This is a genomic window from Flammeovirga aprica JL-4 (assembly GCF_012844305.1).
Classification (GTDB): Bacteria; Bacteroidota; Bacteroidia; order Cytophagales; family Flammeovirgaceae; genus Flammeovirga; species Flammeovirga aprica.
Genome location: NZ_JABANE010000094.1, coordinates 1 through 19664, shown reverse-complemented (window position 1 = coordinate 19664; position 19664 = coordinate 1). Strand labels below are relative to the sequence as shown.

Sequence of the window (19664 nt, the reverse complement as noted above, 5' to 3'; positions counted from 1 at the left end):
TAATGTTATAAGTCCAGTTGCTTTATATCTTTATCAAGCACCTCTAAATCAATAGATTTATCCAGCATGCTCATGGTCAGTGTTGCTGTTTTTTTGTCAGGATCTCCGTACCATTCTTTCTCTTTATAAAGGATAAATTCTATTATTTCGCCATCATAGGCACCAAAGAAAGAATCTGTGGTATAAAAGATTCCTTTGCCTGTGTAAATGTATTGGTATGCTGTTTCTTTGCGTAGCAACATTTTCAAATACTTCAACTTATAGACAGTCTTGTACTGACCATTTTTTAGTAATCTTGATACTGAAAGAGAACTCACAGCACCTTCATTTTTAACAGAAACCTTCACTTGCCTATTGCTGAAGTTCTGTACTGTTTTAGGCATAAAATTGCCACAAGTTCTCAATGTGGATCTTTCAACGCGTATGGGATAAAAATCCAACTGCTGAGCAGATACAACAGCATTACTACAACAAAAAAGGAGGAATAAAAGAAGCTTCATGAGGATACACATTTTAAAGTTTGGGAAATACCTGCTGTAAAAATTACAGCAGGTAAATAGGTAAAGAAAGAATTAAACAGTCTAACAATTAGTAAACATTATCCAGTTTGTGATCATAGATAATAGTATCTAAATCGCTCTTCTGTTGATTGCTGATAAAAGCAACATCAACGAGCAGTTGTGTCCATTCTTTGGCGTCCTTCTCCTCAAACAAATACTCCTTCGGTAATTTGTAATTTTCTTTTAAATGCTTCGCCAATGCTTCAAAACCATCGAAAACGGATGAATACACTTGGTATGAAACACCTTGCTGAGGACTATAAGTAGCCCCTTTCCAATGTTTTGATGCTTTCAACTTAAAGTGATTATTAGTCACTTTCGCCACTTCATGATTACCATATTCAGAGAAATAAGCCCCCAACGACAAAATAATTTCTGAAGGAATGCCATAAATCGATTCTAAATCGGAAGCATAGCTGATATATACATCATTGAAATAACGTTGAGGGGATTTATTAATAATCTCACCTGTCTCATCTACTTCTTCCCCTTCATAAAGCGTTACTGTAGTAGTAACAGCTTCCTCATTTTCTTTATAAGGAGACACATAGTTTTCTAAGAATAATGAAATTTCTTCCTCACCAGCCTCTTCTCCTAAGAGAATCATACTAAGGATAACGTGCATTTCTTTTTTCTCAATAAAGCCAGGCATTGAAAGGAAGTTTGTGTTTTGAGGCGTTAAAAAAGCAGTCGTAGGGTAAGATAAAGGAGCATCTGAGATGTATTGTTCAAACTCGTGGTAGGTATTTCCGTCTGCTTCCTTGATTCCATACTCCACGCCATTAAATGTGATCTCCGCTGAGGTTTCTGGATTGAACTTAACGGCCCAATAGTTTTTATTGATGTAATCGATGATGAGAGGATCAGAATATGTTTTCTTGTCCAATTCTTTGCACCAACCACACCAATCGGTATAGATATCCACCAAAATGGGACGAGGTTCTACTGCATTTCTTTTTTCCGCTTCCTGAATACTAATCCATTCAATTTCAGCAGCAGTCATGGTTGAAAAAGAACAAAGAGATAAAATTGTACTTAGTGAAAGTAATAGTTTCATGATTATAAGAGATAATGTAAAAAATGAATTACATCAACCTAATATTCACAAAGTATACCAATAGAAATTCAAGTCTTATTTGGTGATTTTCAATTAATAAATAATCATATTTTAAAAATTAAAATCAATTATTGAGTTTCTTTTTAATTATATTTTCAATATCACCCTTAAAACTTTCTGATTTAAAATCGAACATCTCACTTATTTCATTATTCACAATTTGAATCGGCACCCTCAACAGTTCCTTTTTATCCTTTGGATACACTTTAAACCATCTCATATGAAAATGATCATTAAACATTTTCACCAATTCGGGATCAGAAAATATATTTTCTCTTAAGTATTTAATTTCTTCTTCTGAAAGAAGTTCTTCAATAACGATCAATTGATAAATATTGGGCCTATAAATAAAATCCTCAAAAATTGAATGATCGATCCAGACAATTGGATGAAAATCAAGATTGAATTCCACCTCAATTTTCCTTTTAGGTGAAAAGCTCACATGATACACTTCAATCCCATCAACATTATACTCTGAGATTTTATGGAGGCGACTTCCTTTCCATTCAATTTCTAATGTATATGAATTCAACGGAAAAACCTCTTTTAAAGTGATTGTTTGGTTCGACGCTACCACTTGTAACCTATCCTTTGATAAGGAATAATTTTCTAAATCTTCTAGATCAAAAACATTATAAAGAACAAACATACGATCTTCCATAAAAAAAGAATCCACTCTGTCTTTTTTATCAGTTATCATATATAGATTGATTGAAGACCCTAAAATTTTCATCGATCGAAAATGATAAATTTTCTTTACCTTTTTAGAAATAAAACATGAAAAAGGTGGTTGTTTCGATGCCTTATAAAAGATCTCTCCATCATAGTTGATCTCCTTCAATGAATCATTTTCATAAACCATGGTTCTTAAGAGTTCTCCATTAGCATCAAAAACATCCCAATGACCATAATCTTTCCAATCCTTTTTTTGCCCCTTTACTTTTAAAGCTCCAGTTTCTGGATAATAATACCTAACATCCGTTTCTTTTTTCAGTACATCATAAATACTTTTTGAAGTCATTTGCCCATTAAGATTATAATTCACATCATAAAACAATGTTCTTTCTTCATTATAATATCCCTCATAAGAAACCTTCCCATTTTCATAAAAAAAACTCTTTTTCCCTACTAACTCCCCTTGATTATCCATCTCAGCCCTAAACTTCAATGCTCCGGATTCATAATACCACTCATCTTTCACAACAGTTTTTTCTAAAACAATATCATAATACGAAAACCCTGTCAACTGCAACGAATCCAAGGTGAATTCCTTTACTTCTATTACCCTTTCATCTCCATTTTTATAATCATACTCGGTAAACTTATCAAGAGAGTATTCCCTCCAAACCCCTACTTTTTCACCATTATTCCATAATCCTTCTTCTTCCAATTCTCCCCAGATATCATATCGTTTCTCATATCTCAAACTATCATCGATAAAATCAATTTCAGCTTCACACAACCCTCGATGATAAAAAGTCCACATCCCTGAAAGGCTATATGATGTTGAATTTATAGCAATATCAAGTTCGCCCAAAATGATATCCAGTGTATCGAGTTCAATACTATCATGAAGTACTAAATTTCCTTCGGAGGAACTATAGTGAGTTCTATTACTAAGAGGTGTTATGTGATATACTTCTGTTTGGGAGAAAGTAAATTCTAGAGATAGGAAAAAGAATAAAAAAATGAAGTAATACTTCTTTTCATTAAAGGCTGTCAGTAACATATACAGTTGAAAGTTAGTAAAATTGTAATACTCAATAGAATCTGATTTTTAGAGGTAGTACTTCACAAAATAAGGATATTTACCCCTTGTCGTCGGGCTTGTATTTTTCTCAAATTGCGTCACCTCAATCTCATCCCCTTCCTGATTGTGCTCTAATACAAACGCTTTATTCAGTAAAAAATCCCCACAGATGTAATTACCAAACTCATCTCTTTCAATCATCCCTTTGTAATTTTGAGACGTTAATTCCCTCCAATTGTTGGGTTGTGGATTGGAGTCAATAAACGATTTAAACCAGCACAACACATCAAATAATTGATATAAAACACCTTTGAGAAGGTAGTTTTGCGTATTGAGTTCAAGGTGTAAATCCAAGCTTGATCTATGTGAGGCCGGTTGTGTGACTGTCAAAATAAATTTGACTTGATTGGCAATTAATTTGGGGAAATAAGGCTGATTTAACTCGATGCCATTCACATCAAAACCGGCACAGAAACGATTGGAAGGGCCTAACCTCACTTGCCCATTCGGAACTAATGCTAACGGTATTAGGTTTCTTTTGAATAATGCTTTAAAAAGGTCTTCGAGTAATTTTCGGATAGGATTGAATAAATAAACTTCAAGGTTACTGTTCACATCGCTATCATCAGAAATAATGCTTAAAAGTGTGATCAATTCTTTTTCTGCGTGTTGTCCCAAATATTGGTCACTGCACACTTTGAAAAGTTCGTAATGCTCGTTTCTTACTTTCCACCCCACTGCATCATTCTGTACAAATTCTTTGATACGTTCAATCAAGCGGTTGTCGTCTTTTCCTTTCAAAAAGAACTCGCTGTCATCCTCATCAAAACCATAAGTTTCTCTAAACGACTCATCGTATTCCAGGTTTTTCACTCCCGTAAAAGTGAAAAACTTCAGTTCTTGTGTATTAAAAAAAGTAACGGCTTCTTGATAGGCTTTCTGCCCTACTTTTGTACTGTTTTTATCCAAATAAAAGCGTACATCTAGGATCACAGCATCAAAATGATTCTTTTTGTTCAGAATCACCTCTTTGGCTTCTTCCAAACTTTTGACCTCAAATATATCGAGTCCTTTGTTTTCAGCATTTACGATAAACGACTCTAATTGATCTAACTGATCATCGACTAACAGTACTTTTATTTCTAACATCACAAGCGAAAAATAACTTATAGCTTACAGAATATTCATTATTTCTATCTAAATATAAGTCAAAATCTCCTTTCATCGCTTTCATTGTCCTATAAATATCATTTCCTCCCAATCCTGTGTTTGATTTCCGCTTGGAAGTCTGCCCTCTTTCTACCAAAGCTTTGAAGTCAAAATCCTCTGGAAAGGGTTGTCCATTGTTGCTTACCGCAATACAAATTGTAGTGGTTCTTTCTTTCTGTATCAACTTGAAACCGACTTTGATGGCATAATGATTTCGAGGTTCTACAAATCCATGATGAAGTGCATTTTGAACGATATTGTCCATCACTTTCACAAAGCCATCTTTATGCAGGTAAATATCTACATCAACCTTATCTTCCTGTCTACCCCACTGAAAATCAAATTCTTTTCGGCTTGCATATCTTTTCTGAAGAAATAATTTCAACTCATGCACAGGCACTTTTTCCAGAGGGTAATCTTGTCTTAATTGATCTTCAAAACTCCTCAGCCAATTGTAAATATCGCCACTGCTTTTCTTAATTTTAGACACCTGATCACCAAAAGTCACCTCACGTTTTTTATTGATTACTGTATTAAGATCAAGGTTATAATCACCAAATTCAAGCACATTGCCAATCACTTCTATACTTGATTGAATGGAGGAAAGCAAATGTCCGATGTTATGACGGAGCGATCTGTATTCTTTATAAAAATCCTCTTTCAGTTCCATATTGGCTTTCTCCAGACCAATTTCCTTTGCTTTGGAATGCACATACGCTTCCCTAAAACCTACCACTTTCAATTTCTGATCATGAAGGGAAATCTTAGGTATTTTAATATTCAGAAAATCATCACTTGAAATCGTTTTTATCAGGCTTCCTTTTGAAAAAGCATTGAGCTGTTCGAGAAAGCTATCCGAATGCAATTCATGAATCAAATAAGGAAGATAAACCTTGTTCTGCTCTAAAATATAATATTGAAGGGCACCGTCTTGTATCACACCAATGTCTTCCTGCTGTGCCATCCAGCAATATTGCAATTGATTATTTTTGAGGTGATTGAGATTACAAATAAATAAATCATCATGCAGAATCGTTTCCTCATCTACCCAATATTTCTCTTCTAATTCTTCAATATTTATTTCATAATTCAAAAAACTCTCACTCAAATCCTTAGGCTGTACTTGAATATATTTCTCAAAAAACTCCCCTTTTATACTGAATTCTACTTTCTTCAAAATTTCTTTCAACACAAAATACTCCTCTTCTTCTACAGGTGAATTGAGAAGGTATCTTTTAGGGCTAAGATTGTAGTCGTTCTGTTTCAGTTCTGCTACATCCACAGTGACCGAACGCAAACTATATTCTTCGTCTACAGCAGAAAATAACACCTTTTCTATAGTTTTTTCTGATTTCTCAAAAACCAATAAAGTGTCTACTTTAAAATCACTCAAGTAATCTTTTCCAAGATCAAACACCTGTAATTGAACCGTAGAAGCAATAAAATTCGACCTGAACTTCTGAAGATTTTTCCTTTCCAAAAAAGAAGAGGAGACACCTACAATCGCCTTTCCACCTTCTTTTAAAAGTCGCTGAACTGTATCAATAATATACCAATCAGTTGATCCTTCATCAAGGTTATATTTCACCCTTTCACTCGCCAAAGAAATTGAAATCTCATTATGATCTTCAGCTAAGGGCGGATACAGCGCAATGATAGCCTCGGAAGTTTGTTCCTCTTCTACTTTTAGCACATCAGTGACCTCTTTCTCAAAGTTTCCATGAAGTTGCAATAGGTATTGAGACATATAAATCAACTCTCCATACCTTTTGTCTTTTGTCATTAATTTCTGATGATGGACAGTAGAAATCAAGGGAGTATTTGTATAGCTTTCAGACAACCATAAAAGAGGTGTCTGGGGTTGGATTTCAAAATCTGCGATCTCCAGTATTTTAGGTAAAACTTCTTTTTCAAATTCAATTTTACCCTTGTTGTTTGGGTATTTCCGGTGAAATAACTCTTCCACAGTAAAAGAAAATAACGTCAAATAATCATATTTTGAAGCTATAATATTATCCAAAACATGAGCGTAATCGTTGCCATAGAGATCATTTTCATCCATAGAAATTTCTAAAGCATCCAAACCTGTCACTTCCAATTTGATATACGATAACAGCTGTGCAATTTCAAAAAATGGGAAGTCTTTGATCCGGTTTACCACAGAAAAGCCCTCTGAAAACTGAAAGGGAAGTTGTTCTCCTTTGTTTGTTTTACATCGCATTTCTAATTCTAAGAAAAAAAGCAAATACGACAAGCCAAATAATTGATCTGTTCGTGCTCTCTCTGCTTCCTTTGAAGCATCTATTTCGAAAATTGAATTACGGAATAGTTTATATATAATTTGAGGTTTATTCATCTTAATTGTTGGTCAAATACTTTTATTAAAGCATAGATAATACCATTTGTATTTTTGGGTAGATAGATAAGAATTACTACCTTAATCGCATCAATAAAAAAATAATTACTCAAAAATTGAATATAAATGAAAGCATTAATTTCTTTTATCGCCTTTTCGCATGATTTCTATGTCGATGAACATCAAGAACTATGCGTCAATAAAGAAGGTACTACTTACTGTTTTTATAAAGATATTTTTGATAAAGAAAAATACGACAAACATTTCTTAATTATAGCATCTCCACGTCACGAAAATAGAATAAGGCAAAATTTATTGGTCAATACTTTAAAAGACGATTTCCCTCAGCATAAAGATAAAATTGTAAGGTCTGAATTAATGATCCGTGACATTATTAATCATACTGAAATCTCTACTGAAATGAGGCGTTTTTTGATTGAATTGGAAAACGAAAATATTGCACAAGCAGACCTTTTTATCTCCCCCGGTACTCCCGCAATGCAAACGTGCTGGATTGTAGCACATCTTAATCCAAACATCAAATTAAATACTCGACTCATACAAACGAGAAAACCGAAGGAACAGGAGAAAACAATCTTGAATGAGGTGCATTTTGACATGGGTGGCGTTCCTGAAAATGTAGAACGTAAATCAATGTATTTTGAGAGTAGCGAGACCGTTGACCATAAAGAGGATTTCCTTTTACTGGAAGATTTAAGGGAAACCTACACTCGTGCTAGAATGGTGGCGGAAAGTAAAGATGTCACTACTTTAGTGTATGGAGAAACGGGTTCTGGTAAAGAAAATTTAGCAAAGAGCATTCATCTTTTCAGTAGTAGAAGAGATCATAAATTTGGAGCCATCAACTGTTCTGCATTAAATGATGAACTCTTAGAAAGCCGTCTTTTTGGGCATAAGAAAGGAGCTTTTACGGGAGCAATTGATAATCACAAAGGGATTTTTGAGCAATGTAATGGTGGAACAGTATTTTTGGATGAGATCGGGGATATTTCCCCAAAAATGCAACAGACATTATTGAGAGTATTACAGGAAAAAGTAATTACGCCTATTGGTGGAAATGATAAGAAAATAGATGTAAGAATAGTGGCCGCCACACACAGAAATCTCACTAAGATGTGTGAGAAAGGCACTTTCAGATGGGACCTTTTTTACCGTTTGTCTGTTGTAGAACTCCGTTTGCCTGCTTTAAAAGAAATGGCGATTGACAGCAAGAAAACTTTGATTAAACACTTCCTCAAAACACAGCAGAAATATTTCAAGCGAAAGAAAATGATGAAACTTTCTAGTGAAGCTGAAAAACAATTGATGGCGTATCATTTCCCTGGGAATATTAGAGAATTAGAGAATGTCATTATGGGCTTATATGTGTTCAATAAGGAGGGGGAAATGGTTGAAATAAAGGATCTTCCTGAAAGGATAAATCATTCTATTGAGAAGAAAATTGAATCGTTAAAACAAGATTTCATCCTTCATCAGCATTACCATATGGTTTATAATATGGTCAATCAGAGTAAAGTAAAAGCGTATAAATTGATTGGTGTTTCTCAGAATACTTTTGAGAAATATTTTAATATGTCGTTTGGTGGTGAAGAATAATTCTCATTTTACCTCATCATTAGCCCATGATTTAAATCGTGGGCTAATGATGTGATAAACAATTTCAATTATGGATCTTCTTATTCTTCTAAAAGATTCGTAATGATAATCGGGTTATTCTCCAATGTTCTATGCACTGGACATTTATCCGCGATCTCCATTAGTCGTTTAATTTGAGCTTCTGTTAAATCACCTTTGATCTGAATATTTCTGTAAAGCTTATCTAATTTGGCTGTACGTTTATTTGTATCTTCGGCGTCCTTCAGATATTCTTTTTCATGGTTCAGATGAACAGTTACTTCTTCCAACGGTAATTTTTTATGATCGGCATACATTCTCAATGTCATGGCTGTACATGCTCCTAAACCAGCTAGTAAGAACTGATAAGGATTTGGGCCTAAATCTTTACCGCCATCTTCAATAGGTTCATCTGCAATTTGATGATGAATACCCGCTTTCACTTCCGTGACGTATTTTGTAGTACCGATTCTCACTGCCGTCTGATGCTGTGTTACCAATGGATCTTCAGGCTCCATCTGTACGTATCTCTCTGACCATGTAGCAATATTATTGCCCACATAATACCCATTTTGAGGATTGGATAAGAAGTGGTTTGCATAATCAAGTGAGATAAAACTTTTCGGGTGGAAAGCATTACTGTAAATCTTCTCCGCGTTGGTAATATCTACAATTTCATCTTGAGGAGAATGGAAAATAAGTAATGGTATTCTGATTTTATGAATGATTTCTTTAATGTTCTGATGAGTAATTTCATTGAAAAACGAAGACGTCATCTTAAAATGATTATCTCCCAACGTTACATTATATAGAGCTGTGTTCTCTTTATCAGGTGTACATAACTTTTTGATATGGCTTGATTTAATCACCGCACTTATGGTGACTACCGCTTCAATGCTTGCCACTCTATTGGCCGCCACTATACAAGCCGCTCCTGCAAAAGAATGCCCGATCAATATCTGTGGTGAACGAAGATGCTCACCCATATAGTCCGTCAAAGCTAAAATATCTTCATGGTCCGCATGATATTCATTTTGATGTGAAATCCCTGTAAAATCAAACGTAACTACTGATATTCCTTTTTGGTTTAACCCTCTCTTAATACTATCAATAACTGAGGTATCATCCATTCCGCTAAAACAATGGGAAAATAAAGCGTAAGCATGTGTTATCTGGTCTGCGGGATTACAAATCTCCGCTTCTAATTCAATTCCTTTCTTATTCTTAAAAATGATTTTTTCTGAAGACATGATTTATTGTGTTTATACTTCTCTCCAATGATATGCTTTTGGCTGTGTGAAAGCCCTGATTCCTTGCGAAGAAAGAGTAGCTCCCACCCCTGATTTATTTCTTCCTGACCAAGGGACATTCGGGCTTACCCTGTCACAACAATTCCAATATACAGTGCCTGTATTCATGGCTTTCAACACCTTTTCGGCTCTTTGTTGTGCAGTGGCAAAAACGGCTGCTGTTAGCCCGTATTCAGTATCTTTCATCAACGCAATGGCCTCTTCATCATTATTCACTTTCTGAATACCGATAATGGGGCCAAACGATTCTTCTTTCATCACCAACATTTCATGATTGACTTCAGTCAAAATTGTTGGTGCGAAAAAGTTTCCTTTCCCTGCTAATTCATCTCCACCTAATAGCAATTTAGCTCCTTTTGAGGTAGCATCATTGACTTGATTTCTTAATAAATTCAATTGTCCTTTTCTTGTCAACGAACCAATAAACGTTTTTTCTGACACTGGATCTCCAATCACATAACCTTCCACTTCTTCCAGGAAATACTCTACAAACTCATTATAAATTTTTTCATGCACATAAATACGCTCCACTGCACAACAACTTTGGCCATTATTATAAAAAGCCCCTTCGGCGGCATTGATCGCTGCCACTTTTACTTCCTTCACATCATCCATAATATAAAGCGGGTCCTTTCCTCCTAATTCTAATTGAACAGGAACCATTTTCGGACTCACTTCTTTTAAGATATGAAGCCCTGTTGGGTAAGATCCGGTGAAGAAATAACCTTCAAAATCAGCCTCAAGCATAGCCTGACCTATAGTACCATCTCCCACTATACATTGAAAAACATCTTTAGGAATACCTGCTTTGTATAAGAGATCTGTGATGGCTAAACCTGTCAACGCAGCAAATTCAGAAGGCTTATACGCCACTGAATTCCCTGCCACCAAAGCATATAAAAACACATTATAACCTACATTATAAGGGAAGTTCCATGCTGAAATATTGGCAACCACTCCCAAAGGCTCATGCATTATTTTCTCATAAGTCCCCTCAAGCCCTTCTATCACATTATCAGCTAACCATTTTTCAGCATTGTTTTTCAAATGTTCTACTCGGTTGTGCGCTCCTCTTATCTCATTATAAGATTGCTGTATGGGTTTTCCTGTTTCTGAAGTTAAAATTCTAGCTAAATCATCAATATTCTCTTGGACCAATTCCCCAAATTTCAGAATACATTCCAATCGGTCTGCCACTGCCTTTTGTTCCCATTGGATTTGTCCTTGACGAAGTTGATGTAATTTATCTTGAAGGCTTTGAGCACTATCTTCTTGTATTGATTTCAGAAGCTGTTCATTGGAAGGATTGTAGATATTCATCATTTATTATTTATACATGACTTAAAAAAGTATCTATTATTGGTTTAGAATCTATAATTTCATTCTGTAAGGTAGGCGTAAATTCAGGATGCCACTGCACGCCCATCACCTTTCCGGGCTTGTCTTTTGTATACCCAAAAGCTTCAATCAGTCCATCATCTGAAGTGGCCCATACTTCCAAATCATTGCCTAGATCCTTGACCGCCTGATGATGTACGGTATTGACATAAGGTTTGGCATCATCCGGATATAAATTGCTGAAAAATGTGTTTTCATTGATCAATAAAGGATGTTTTATACTATCATACTTATGTGCATCTCTATGGTGATTCACATCTTCCCTTTGTGTTTTGGTATCTTGATAAAGGGTACCTCCAAAGTAAACGTTCAGCAACTGAAAACCTCTGCAAATACCTAAAAGCGGTTTTCCATTTTTAATGGTATAATCTATGATTTTCAGTTCATACTCATCTCTGTACTGGTCCCCTTTCCACGGACCAATTGGCGTTTCCCCATATGTTTCTGGAGCAATATCTACTCCTCCTTGTAAAATCACACCATGCAATTCCTGCAAAATGGGATAAAGTCTGTCGTCAGAGATATCAGGAAGCAAAATGGGTAAAACGCCGTGCTGCGCCACATAGTCCATCATATCATTTTCTATATAAGTCAATGATTTTGGACCGTAAACTGCCCGCTCCACATCGGGGTACATAAAACTGGGTGTAATTCCTATATTGATCATGTTATAATGCGCTAGTATAAATGGAGATAAAATCTTCTTCTGTGGCCATTTTAGGATTAAAAGGTAACGTAAAATCTTTCACCGCTAATGACGCTAATGGTTTAATATGCTCTTCCTTCACTCCTATCATTGAAAGTCGATTAGGCATACCGATCTGTTCATTCATCACTTCTATATGATCCACCAAGTTTTTTCCTTGATTACTTCCTAAATTCATGTTGTAAGCCATGATATTATACTTTTCTTCCAACCCTTGATAATTAAATTTCAAACCGAAAGGAAGGCATACTGCATTGGCTAAACCATGGTGTGTATCAAGTAAACTAGATAATGGATGGGCTAAACTATGTACAATCCCCAATCCTTTCTGAAAAGCAACTGCCCCCATTAAAGAACCCATCATCATTTTAGAACGGGAAAACATATCTGGCTCATTGGTGGCCTGAGCGATAGATGTGGCAATCAATTTCATGCCTTGAATTGCTATACCGTCACACATTGGATTAAAACCTTTTGAAAGATAAGCTTCCATATTGTGCGTTAGTGCATCCATGCCTGTTGCCGCCGTTACGAAAGGTGGTAAATCTAACGTCAACATTGGATCTGCGAAGACAATCTTTGCCAGCAGCTTTGGAGAGAAGAGGATCTTTTTCTGCTTTGTCACATCATCTGATATGATGGCACTTCTCCCCACTTCACTTCCTGTTCCTGAAGTTGTGGGAATGGTAATAAAATGCGGAATTTCTTCTGTTACATATTTATCACCGCCAATCAGATCATCATAATCAAACAGATCTCTATGGTGATTGATTCTTAAAGCAATGGCTCTTGCGACATCCATTGCAACACCTCCACCAAGGCCAATGACTGCATCACATTCGTTTTCTTTATAAAAATCTCCGCCTCTTAAAACATCAGATTTCACAGGGTTTTTCTGCATTTCTGAATAAACCGCAGGTGACAATCCCTGTTGTTCTAGCTTTTGCGTTATTGTTTTAAAAAACTCCAACTCCACCACCACTCCATCTGTTACAATAAGAGGGCGTTTTAATTGATTTTGTTTGAGGTAATCTCCTAATTCATTGACAACCCCTACGCCAAAACGTATGGTTGTCGGGAAATTGTAAGTGTAAGTTTGGTGTATATCAAGCATGGTTAAATAATTTCAAAATAACGTTTTGTTTCCCAATCGGTCACTTCTTTCATAAACTGTCTCCATTCCCACTCCCTTGATCTTGTAAAGTGATCGACAAACTCCTCTCCGAACAGTTCCATCATCAATGAGGAGTTTTTCATTTTTTGTGTGGCTTCCCAAAGGTTAGAAGGTAAAGATCCATTTTGAAGATCTTCATAACCATTACCTATCGTTTTGGGTGTTTCCAATTTCATTTTTTGTTCTATACCATACAACCCACTCGCCAAGCAAGCGGCCATTGCCAAGTAAGGGTTCACATCAGACCCTACCACTCTTGTCTCTAATCGGCAAGATTTTTCGCCATGAGGCAATGCTCTAAGTGCTGTGGTTCTATTGTCCACTGCCCATGTCAATGTGGTGGGTGCCCATGCCCCTTCCACTAACCTTTTGTAACTATTAATTGTTGGCGCCAGCATTGGCAACATATAAGGTAAGCAATGTAATTGCCCTGCAATATAGCTTTGCATCAATGGACTGATATGATCTTCGGCTTCTGCATCATAAAAGAGATTTTGCTTTTTATCAGCATCCCATAAACTCTGATGAATATGCCCACTGCACCCTGGTAAAACACTGTTCTGCTTCGCCATAAAACTGGCAATAATACCGTGTTTATACCCTATCTCTTTCACACCCGTTTTAAAAAGAGCAGCTCTGTCTGCCGCTTCAATCACTTCACTGTATTGAATTGCCGCTTCATAAACCCCCGGTCCCGTTTCCGTATGCAACCCTTCCAAAGGCACATTAAAACGCTCCAGCAGATCAAATAAGTCATGAAAGAAAGCACTGTTTTCTGATGCTCGTAAGATGGAATAGCCAAACATTCCTTCCGTTAGTGGCTGTATATTCTGAAAGCCTTTCTGATACAATTCTTCTGATTTCTGCTTGAAGTTGAACCATTCAAACTCTTGTGAAAAGAAAGGTGTAAAGCCTAATTGCTCTGCTTTATGCTGTACCCTCTTCAACAAGGCTCTTGGCCCTACTGTTTCCTCATCTTTATTTTCTCTGCTGAAATCTGCCAAGAAAAAGGGCAAGTCTTCTTCCCACGGAATCTGACGAAATGTTGCCACATCTATTCGAGCAGGAGCATCAGGATAGCCAGTGTGCCAACCCGTTACTTTTGCATTATCATAAGATTCATCGGCCATATCCCAACCGAAAACAACATCACAAAAACCAAAGCCCGTTTTTAAGGCAGAAATAAATTTACTGATATGCATAAATTTACCTCTAAGCACGCCATCAATATCCACTATGGCTACTTTTACTTTTGAGTGTCTGCTGTCTTCTAAGAGATCAATTACTTCTTGTTTGGTCATAAGTATTAGTCTGGGAGAAAAAGTTTACTTTGTGTTGTAAATTTTAATAGCGGTAAAAGTTTTATCAAACCTTTAAAGTATACCTTTTATAGTTCGTTCATTTTTTTGTAGAAAAAGCATCAATGAAATAGTGATAAAAGGTGTTACTAAGTACTAGGACAGAAGAAAAGGGATAATTTTAGTTTAATATTTTTTATTCTAATCAAGGCAGATTTGCAGAGCATAGCCTTAGTTACGCGATAAAAATCTAACGAAGAGTAGGATAAAAAAGATAAGATAAAATGTCCGTTTACTTTTGTTCTGGTACTTATTAACAAAATAGTTGATTTTGAGGAAAAAAGGAAATGGGAAAGGTAAGAGTTGGGAATTAGAGGGTAATATAGAGTTCGCGTGTCGATACAAACCCAATATCTTTTTTATTGTTAGACAAAAATTATACTTTTACATTTGTAATATTGCTTACACCTTTAGATAAACATTTTTCTATCTAACTATTTATAAATCTTACAAGCAAAACTATTCTAACTATTGAAAATCAATTAAACTATGTATGAAAGGTTATACAGAGAGCAAGAACGCTCTAGCAGTGAAAGAGAGTACAGTCATTCAACTACCAAAAAGTATGAATTCAAAAATGATGAAATCGATGCTTCAAATCCACCTCCTCTTATTATAAAAGTAGAGTTTCACTCAGATAGTGAAGAGGAATTTTACTATAAGCTGTATTATAAAGAACCTCACTATGAGTATAATGAAGTAGCAAGGAATTGTGTTATTGCTCCTTTAAACGCACGTAGTATTTATATTTTGGAGGAACTAAAACTCCCGAATAGTATTTTAATGGAAGCTTATGAAAAGATAAAAAATAAGTTTAAGAATACACAATACATTCAATTTAATGGAGGAGATGAAGCTCGAATGACGAAAGAGACCTATTTTTCTAAAGAGAAAAGTGAGAATAAAGGGTACAAGGTTAAAAGTTGGTCTGTAAAAGGACAGTTATCAGAAATTCTAGGTGCTGAAAAATCAGAGATGTTAACACAAAAATATCGCACCTATCAATCCAATCAACCTCTTCAGCTAGATTATGCAAAATTAAGTCAAAAAATATATGATGAAACGGTCCATAATTATAACCGGAGCGAATATATAGAAGAGATCTCCAAGGAACTCATGTTCATAAATCAAATTGCACCAATGAACCTTGGAGTTCTTTTATACAAAAGGTTTTCTTCTCAAATAGGTCTTTACCTTAAAGATACTTTTTATACTATATTAGGTACTGATGAAGATGAGATTCTGGAGGTATTATTAAAGGTTGATGGACATCCTCCATCTATTGACAAATTAAAAGCAACATTTGTACAAATGCATAATGTTGAGCTAGATGACTTTATTAATCAATATATCCCAAGTTATAGAAAAGAATGGTCTAGATTACTACCAAGCTTGCAAACAGATCCTTTGCTGTTGGACTATGAAAAGATGGCATCAACAATACATAATTACTATACTGCATATCTAAAAGAAAAAGAAGAAGCAGAAAAACACACTTACTTTCCACATGCAGGTCTATACCCAACTACACAAACTAAACCAAGAGCCAACAATCATTTAAATGAAATAAGAGCAGAGTTAGCCAAGTTAAAAAGAAATACTGCATCTATCGAACAGTTGGTCGCTCATATTGATGTTCTTGGGGTTTCTTTGAATGACATTTTACATAATATGGGGTTAGACAAGGAGTTATCTGAATACCTTCAAGCTCCTATAGAATGGAAAGATCAAGTCACCGTTGAAAATAAAGCATATAGTAAAGATGAAATTATTGAGAGAGAAAGAGAATATAATAAAATTTTTGAACCAAAACATAAAACAGCCTCAGGATACTTAATAAGACACGAAGATACTGGAGCTTATGGTTATTTGGTTTTCAATGATGATAATATAGAAGGTATTACACAACGATTTGAGATAACGCAATATGATTTAGAACTTGCAAATTTTTGGTATGGAGTACATGAAAATGGACAGTATGAAGATTGCATAGGCACCTTTTGGATACATGAAGGAGACATTTTGTATTTACCTGAACATTTTACCCCCAAAAATGGCACTTTGTATTACAGTTACAATAAAAATACCGGTATTGGTAAAAAAGTTAGAAAAGAACAAGGCAGGTTTGAAAAGAATTTTTTAGGTGAGAACCTAACCTATAAGTACTTAAAGGATAGGTTACTTGAATTTGCAGATCAGTTTGATGATAATACAAGAACATACAATTTTGAATTCTCAGGTTCAATAGCTCTTACGGCACAAGTTTCTGTTTTTTTCTATTTCGGCCTTGATGGAAAATTTGGTGCATCAATCGCATCTGGCGATACTAGAAGTTTAGGTGTAAATTCTTATTGGAGTTTTGGAGGTAACATAGGTATTGGAAATAAAGATATTGCAAATATTGGTGTTAGTGGAGAATATAAGAAATCCCTCGGTATGCTTGAAGCGATCAATGGTAGTTATACTTCAATTAAACATTTTATGGCATTCCTAGATTTGAACATGTATAGTTTTATGGAACAAAACGATTGGGATGTCTTGTTATATAAGATGGGCATTGATGATAACTATTGGAGTCATGTAATGTCCCAAAAAGGAGATGTTTACAATGAACTTTCAAAAGGATATACTAGAAAAGTAAATACTAGTATTCTTGGACAACTTGAAGGAGGTGTTAATGGTGTAGGTGGCTTTAATGTAGGTTATCAATCAATAGAAGCAGAAAGTTATGAAGTTGACAAAATAGAAAGTATTGATCAAATCAAAGCATATTCAAAAATCAAATCAAATGACCAATTAACAAGGTACAACAAAAATGATGTTAGTAGTAAAATTTTTACTACCCTGACTTTTGGTGAAGCCGCTGAATGTAAGTTATCTTTCGATACTATAGAATCCAGTTTAAACAGCAATACTCTAGGAGAGTACATTAATTTTAGTCTTACAATTAATGAATATAATATAAAAGGTAATACTAATGGCGAGCAGAACTCAAATGGAATAAAAACAATATATGGCTTTGTTGTTGACCTTGCTACAGCATATAATAGTTCTGATACTAAAACTGTTACAGATTGGGCAATACAGCCTCAAAAAAATAGCACAGAGTTAAAAGATCATTCAAAATGGGTTGGTAGAAGTGAAGATAGAGTAAGTGCAATTGAACAAAAAAGGCTTACAGATTATGAGGTAAAAGATCAGGAACTCAAAGAAAAAATTGCTAAAAGTGAAGAAACATATGAACATAATAAAAAAGTAAGTGAAAATACTGATCACAAAACTAACAAACAGAAAGCTGAACAAAGAGCTGATAGAGCTAGAGCTAAGAAAGATAGTCTGTTACAGAAGCAAGAAGAAAACAGACTAAAAGCAGAAATTGAAAGTCAAAAAGCAAAAACAGAAATCCAACGATTACAGAAAAAAGGTGAAAAATTAGAGAATAATATTGAAAGAATTAAAAAGTTCAAAACGCTATTTCAAGATAAATTCAACAAATTAAGGAAAGAAAAACTAAAAGGATCGGCAAACTCATCAAGTACAGAATATACTAAGGTAAATGTGTGTTTACAGATAATCCCTGGAGATTTTAGATTACACTATATAAAATTCTCAACTGGAATGGCCTTTAGTGCAAAGGCGGGAGTTTCCAAAGCTGGATGGGATGTTTCTGGCGAACTAAAAGGGATTGAAGAAGTAGAAGCCCTAGAAATAATGGGTACAAATACCATTGCATATGCCTCATTGGTTTACAATAGTATATACAAAGAAGGAATAAAACGTCTTATTGGAAATAAGAAAAAGGAATATGACAACTTTACAAAGGATATTTTAGGTGATATCCAGAAAGGCGATCACAATAGAATTTTATCAATGGTTCATAATGAGTATATCCAACAGTTAGGAGAATACACTTCTGTCATCGCTGATTATAATTTTGAGAAGATTATGGGAAGGGTTTTACATAGCTTTGAGATGGGATCAATTTATAGTAATTCCTTTGAGATAAGCAAATGGCCTCCAAAAAAACAGATGAATTTTGTCAGAGCCGTTGAATACATAAAAGATAATATCTCTCCAGAAAAATATCCTTCCTTGGTCCTCGCTTATGCAGAACAAATGAAAAGTTATGGTCAAACAGGGGCAATGGATTGCTTACGTGAGTTAATTTTGGGAGAAGACACTGCTAATAAACAATGGAGTAAGTTTAAAGATACGAGAGGGCAAGTAAGAGCCTCTGATAATCTTCTATCAATACAGGGAGTGGCACATGAAGGGTTTGAAAAAGTAACGGGGCTTGAGTTAAAACTTCCAATAGATGAGTTAAAGACAATTGCTGTGAACTTTGGAGTAAAAGTGAAAATAGCTGTGGAATGCTATGCTAAGGATGTACCAAATGAACAAGCTACTTGGAACGATTGCCCGATTGATGATTTGAGTCCGGGGCAAGCTCATTTATACTTGGGTGATATTAAAAGTATAGTGAAATATATTCAAGATAAAAACCCTAAGAAAAATACAAGTGCTGTTGAAGCTTCTGAATTTATGAAATCTCTAATTAATGATGATTATGACTCCAATAAGATTGACCTAAGTGTCTTCGAAAAAGATATATTATTTCCATTATTAATTGAGAATATTATCTATGGAAAACAATTACCAAAAAACTAAACATTGATATATATAATTTGCTCTAAAAATGAAAATACAAGACAACTTTTACTTAATCGTAATACTATTTTTTTCAACAAATTGCACTAATTACAATGATATGACTGAACATGAAATAAAAAATTATTTAGACAATAAATACGGTAATAATGTTAATTATAAAACTGAAGAAGACGGACATATTTCTAAAGTTAAATTTGTAGATATTCCATCTCTAACCGAAATTCCAGAAGAAATTCGCATATTCAAAGGGTTAGAAGAAATTAAAATTCTCAACTGTAATGTCACCGAAGTTCCAGAGTTTATTACTGAATTCCCTGAACTCAAAGCATTATGGTTGGAAGGAAATCCTATTAAGGAAATACCCTCTTTTATTACAAAATGTCATAAACTAAACATATTAGATATATCCTCTACGGAAGT

13 protein-coding genes are annotated in these 19664 nt (G+C 34.9%); 3 read left to right on the top strand and 10 right to left on the bottom strand.

The features are described 5' to 3' along the window. Nucleotides 1–5: 5 nt before the first annotated feature. The 5 genes from HHU12_RS25435 to HHU12_RS25415 all read right to left on the bottom strand — a co-directional run bounded on the left by HHU12_RS25435 (nt 6) and on the right by HHU12_RS25415 (nt 6992). A complete protein-coding gene (locus HHU12_RS25435; protein WP_169659551.1) occupies nt 6–500 on the bottom strand; it encodes a hypothetical protein in 495 nt (164 codons plus the stop codon). Nucleotides 501–588: 88 nt separating this feature from the next. Next, nucleotides 589–1617, bottom strand: a complete 1029-nt coding sequence (locus HHU12_RS25430; RefSeq protein ID WP_169659550.1) for a glucosaminidase domain-containing protein — start codon at nt 1615–1617, stop codon at nt 589–591. A 124-nt stretch (nt 1618–1741) separates the two neighbouring features. Further along, the gene (locus HHU12_RS25425; RefSeq protein WP_169659549.1) at nt 1742–3406 is read right to left on the bottom strand and encodes a toxin-antitoxin system YwqK family antitoxin; all 1665 of its coding nucleotides are present in this window, start codon (nt 3404–3406) and stop codon (nt 1742–1744) included. A 48-nt stretch (nt 3407–3454) separates the two neighbouring features. Continuing rightward, nucleotides 3455–4576 (bottom strand): hypothetical protein, encoded by a 1122-nt coding sequence (locus HHU12_RS25420; protein ID WP_169659548.1) that lies wholly within the window; start codon nt 4574–4576, stop codon nt 3455–3457. Further along, nucleotides 4545–6992, bottom strand: a complete 2448-nt coding sequence (locus HHU12_RS25415) for a hypothetical protein (RefSeq protein ID WP_169659547.1) — start codon at nt 6990–6992, stop codon at nt 4545–4547. Before HHU12_RS25415 ends, HHU12_RS25420 begins: the two co-directional genes overlap by 32 nt. 126 nt (nt 6993–7118) lie before the next feature. On the opposite strand from HHU12_RS25415, the gene HHU12_RS25410 reads away from it, so the two are divergent. Then, entirely contained in the window at nt 7119–8609 is a 1491-nt protein-coding gene (locus tag HHU12_RS25410; RefSeq protein ID WP_169659546.1) for a sigma 54-interacting transcriptional regulator, read from the top strand. A gap of 80 nt (nt 8610–8689) precedes the next feature. Here HHU12_RS25410 and HHU12_RS25405 read toward each other — a convergent pair whose 3' ends face one another. The 5 genes from HHU12_RS25405 to HHU12_RS25385 are packed head-to-tail and all read right to left on the bottom strand — an operon-like array spanning nt 8690 to nt 14516. Further along, nucleotides 8690–9877, bottom strand: a complete 1188-nt coding sequence (locus HHU12_RS25405; RefSeq protein WP_169659545.1) for a bifunctional alpha/beta hydrolase/OsmC family protein — start codon at nt 9875–9877, stop codon at nt 8690–8692. 12 nt (nt 9878–9889) lie between these two features. Further along, nucleotides 9890–11260, bottom strand: coding sequence for an aldehyde dehydrogenase family protein (locus tag HHU12_RS25400; protein WP_240971120.1), 1371 nt, complete (start codon nt 11258–11260; stop codon nt 9890–9892). Nucleotides 11261–11267: 7 nt separating this feature from the next. Further along, on the bottom strand, nt 11268–12002 hold the full coding sequence (locus HHU12_RS25395; protein WP_169659544.1) for a gamma-glutamyl-gamma-aminobutyrate hydrolase family protein: 735 nt from the start codon (nt 12000–12002) through the stop codon (nt 11268–11270). A gap of 1 nt (nt 12003) precedes the next feature. Further along, nucleotides 12004–13155: an iron-containing alcohol dehydrogenase gene (locus tag HHU12_RS25390; RefSeq protein WP_169659543.1), complete on the bottom strand. Its 1152-nt coding sequence runs from the start codon at nt 13153–13155 to the stop codon at nt 12004–12006. Between the two features lie 2 nt (nt 13156–13157). Further along, nucleotides 13158–14516, bottom strand: coding sequence for a glutamine synthetase family protein (locus HHU12_RS25385; RefSeq protein WP_169659542.1), 1359 nt, complete (start codon nt 14514–14516; stop codon nt 13158–13160). Nucleotides 14517–15062: 546 nt separating this feature from the next. Here HHU12_RS25385 and HHU12_RS25380 point away from each other — a divergent pair. After that, on the top strand, nt 15063–19241 hold the full coding sequence (locus HHU12_RS25380; protein ID WP_169659541.1) for a hypothetical protein: 4179 nt from the start codon (nt 15063–15065) through the stop codon (nt 19239–19241). A 28-nt stretch (nt 19242–19269) separates the two neighbouring features. Continuing rightward, nucleotides 19270–19664, top strand: a 395-nt coding sequence (locus HHU12_RS25375) for a hypothetical protein (RefSeq protein ID WP_169659540.1), incomplete at its 3' end; no start/stop codon positions are given.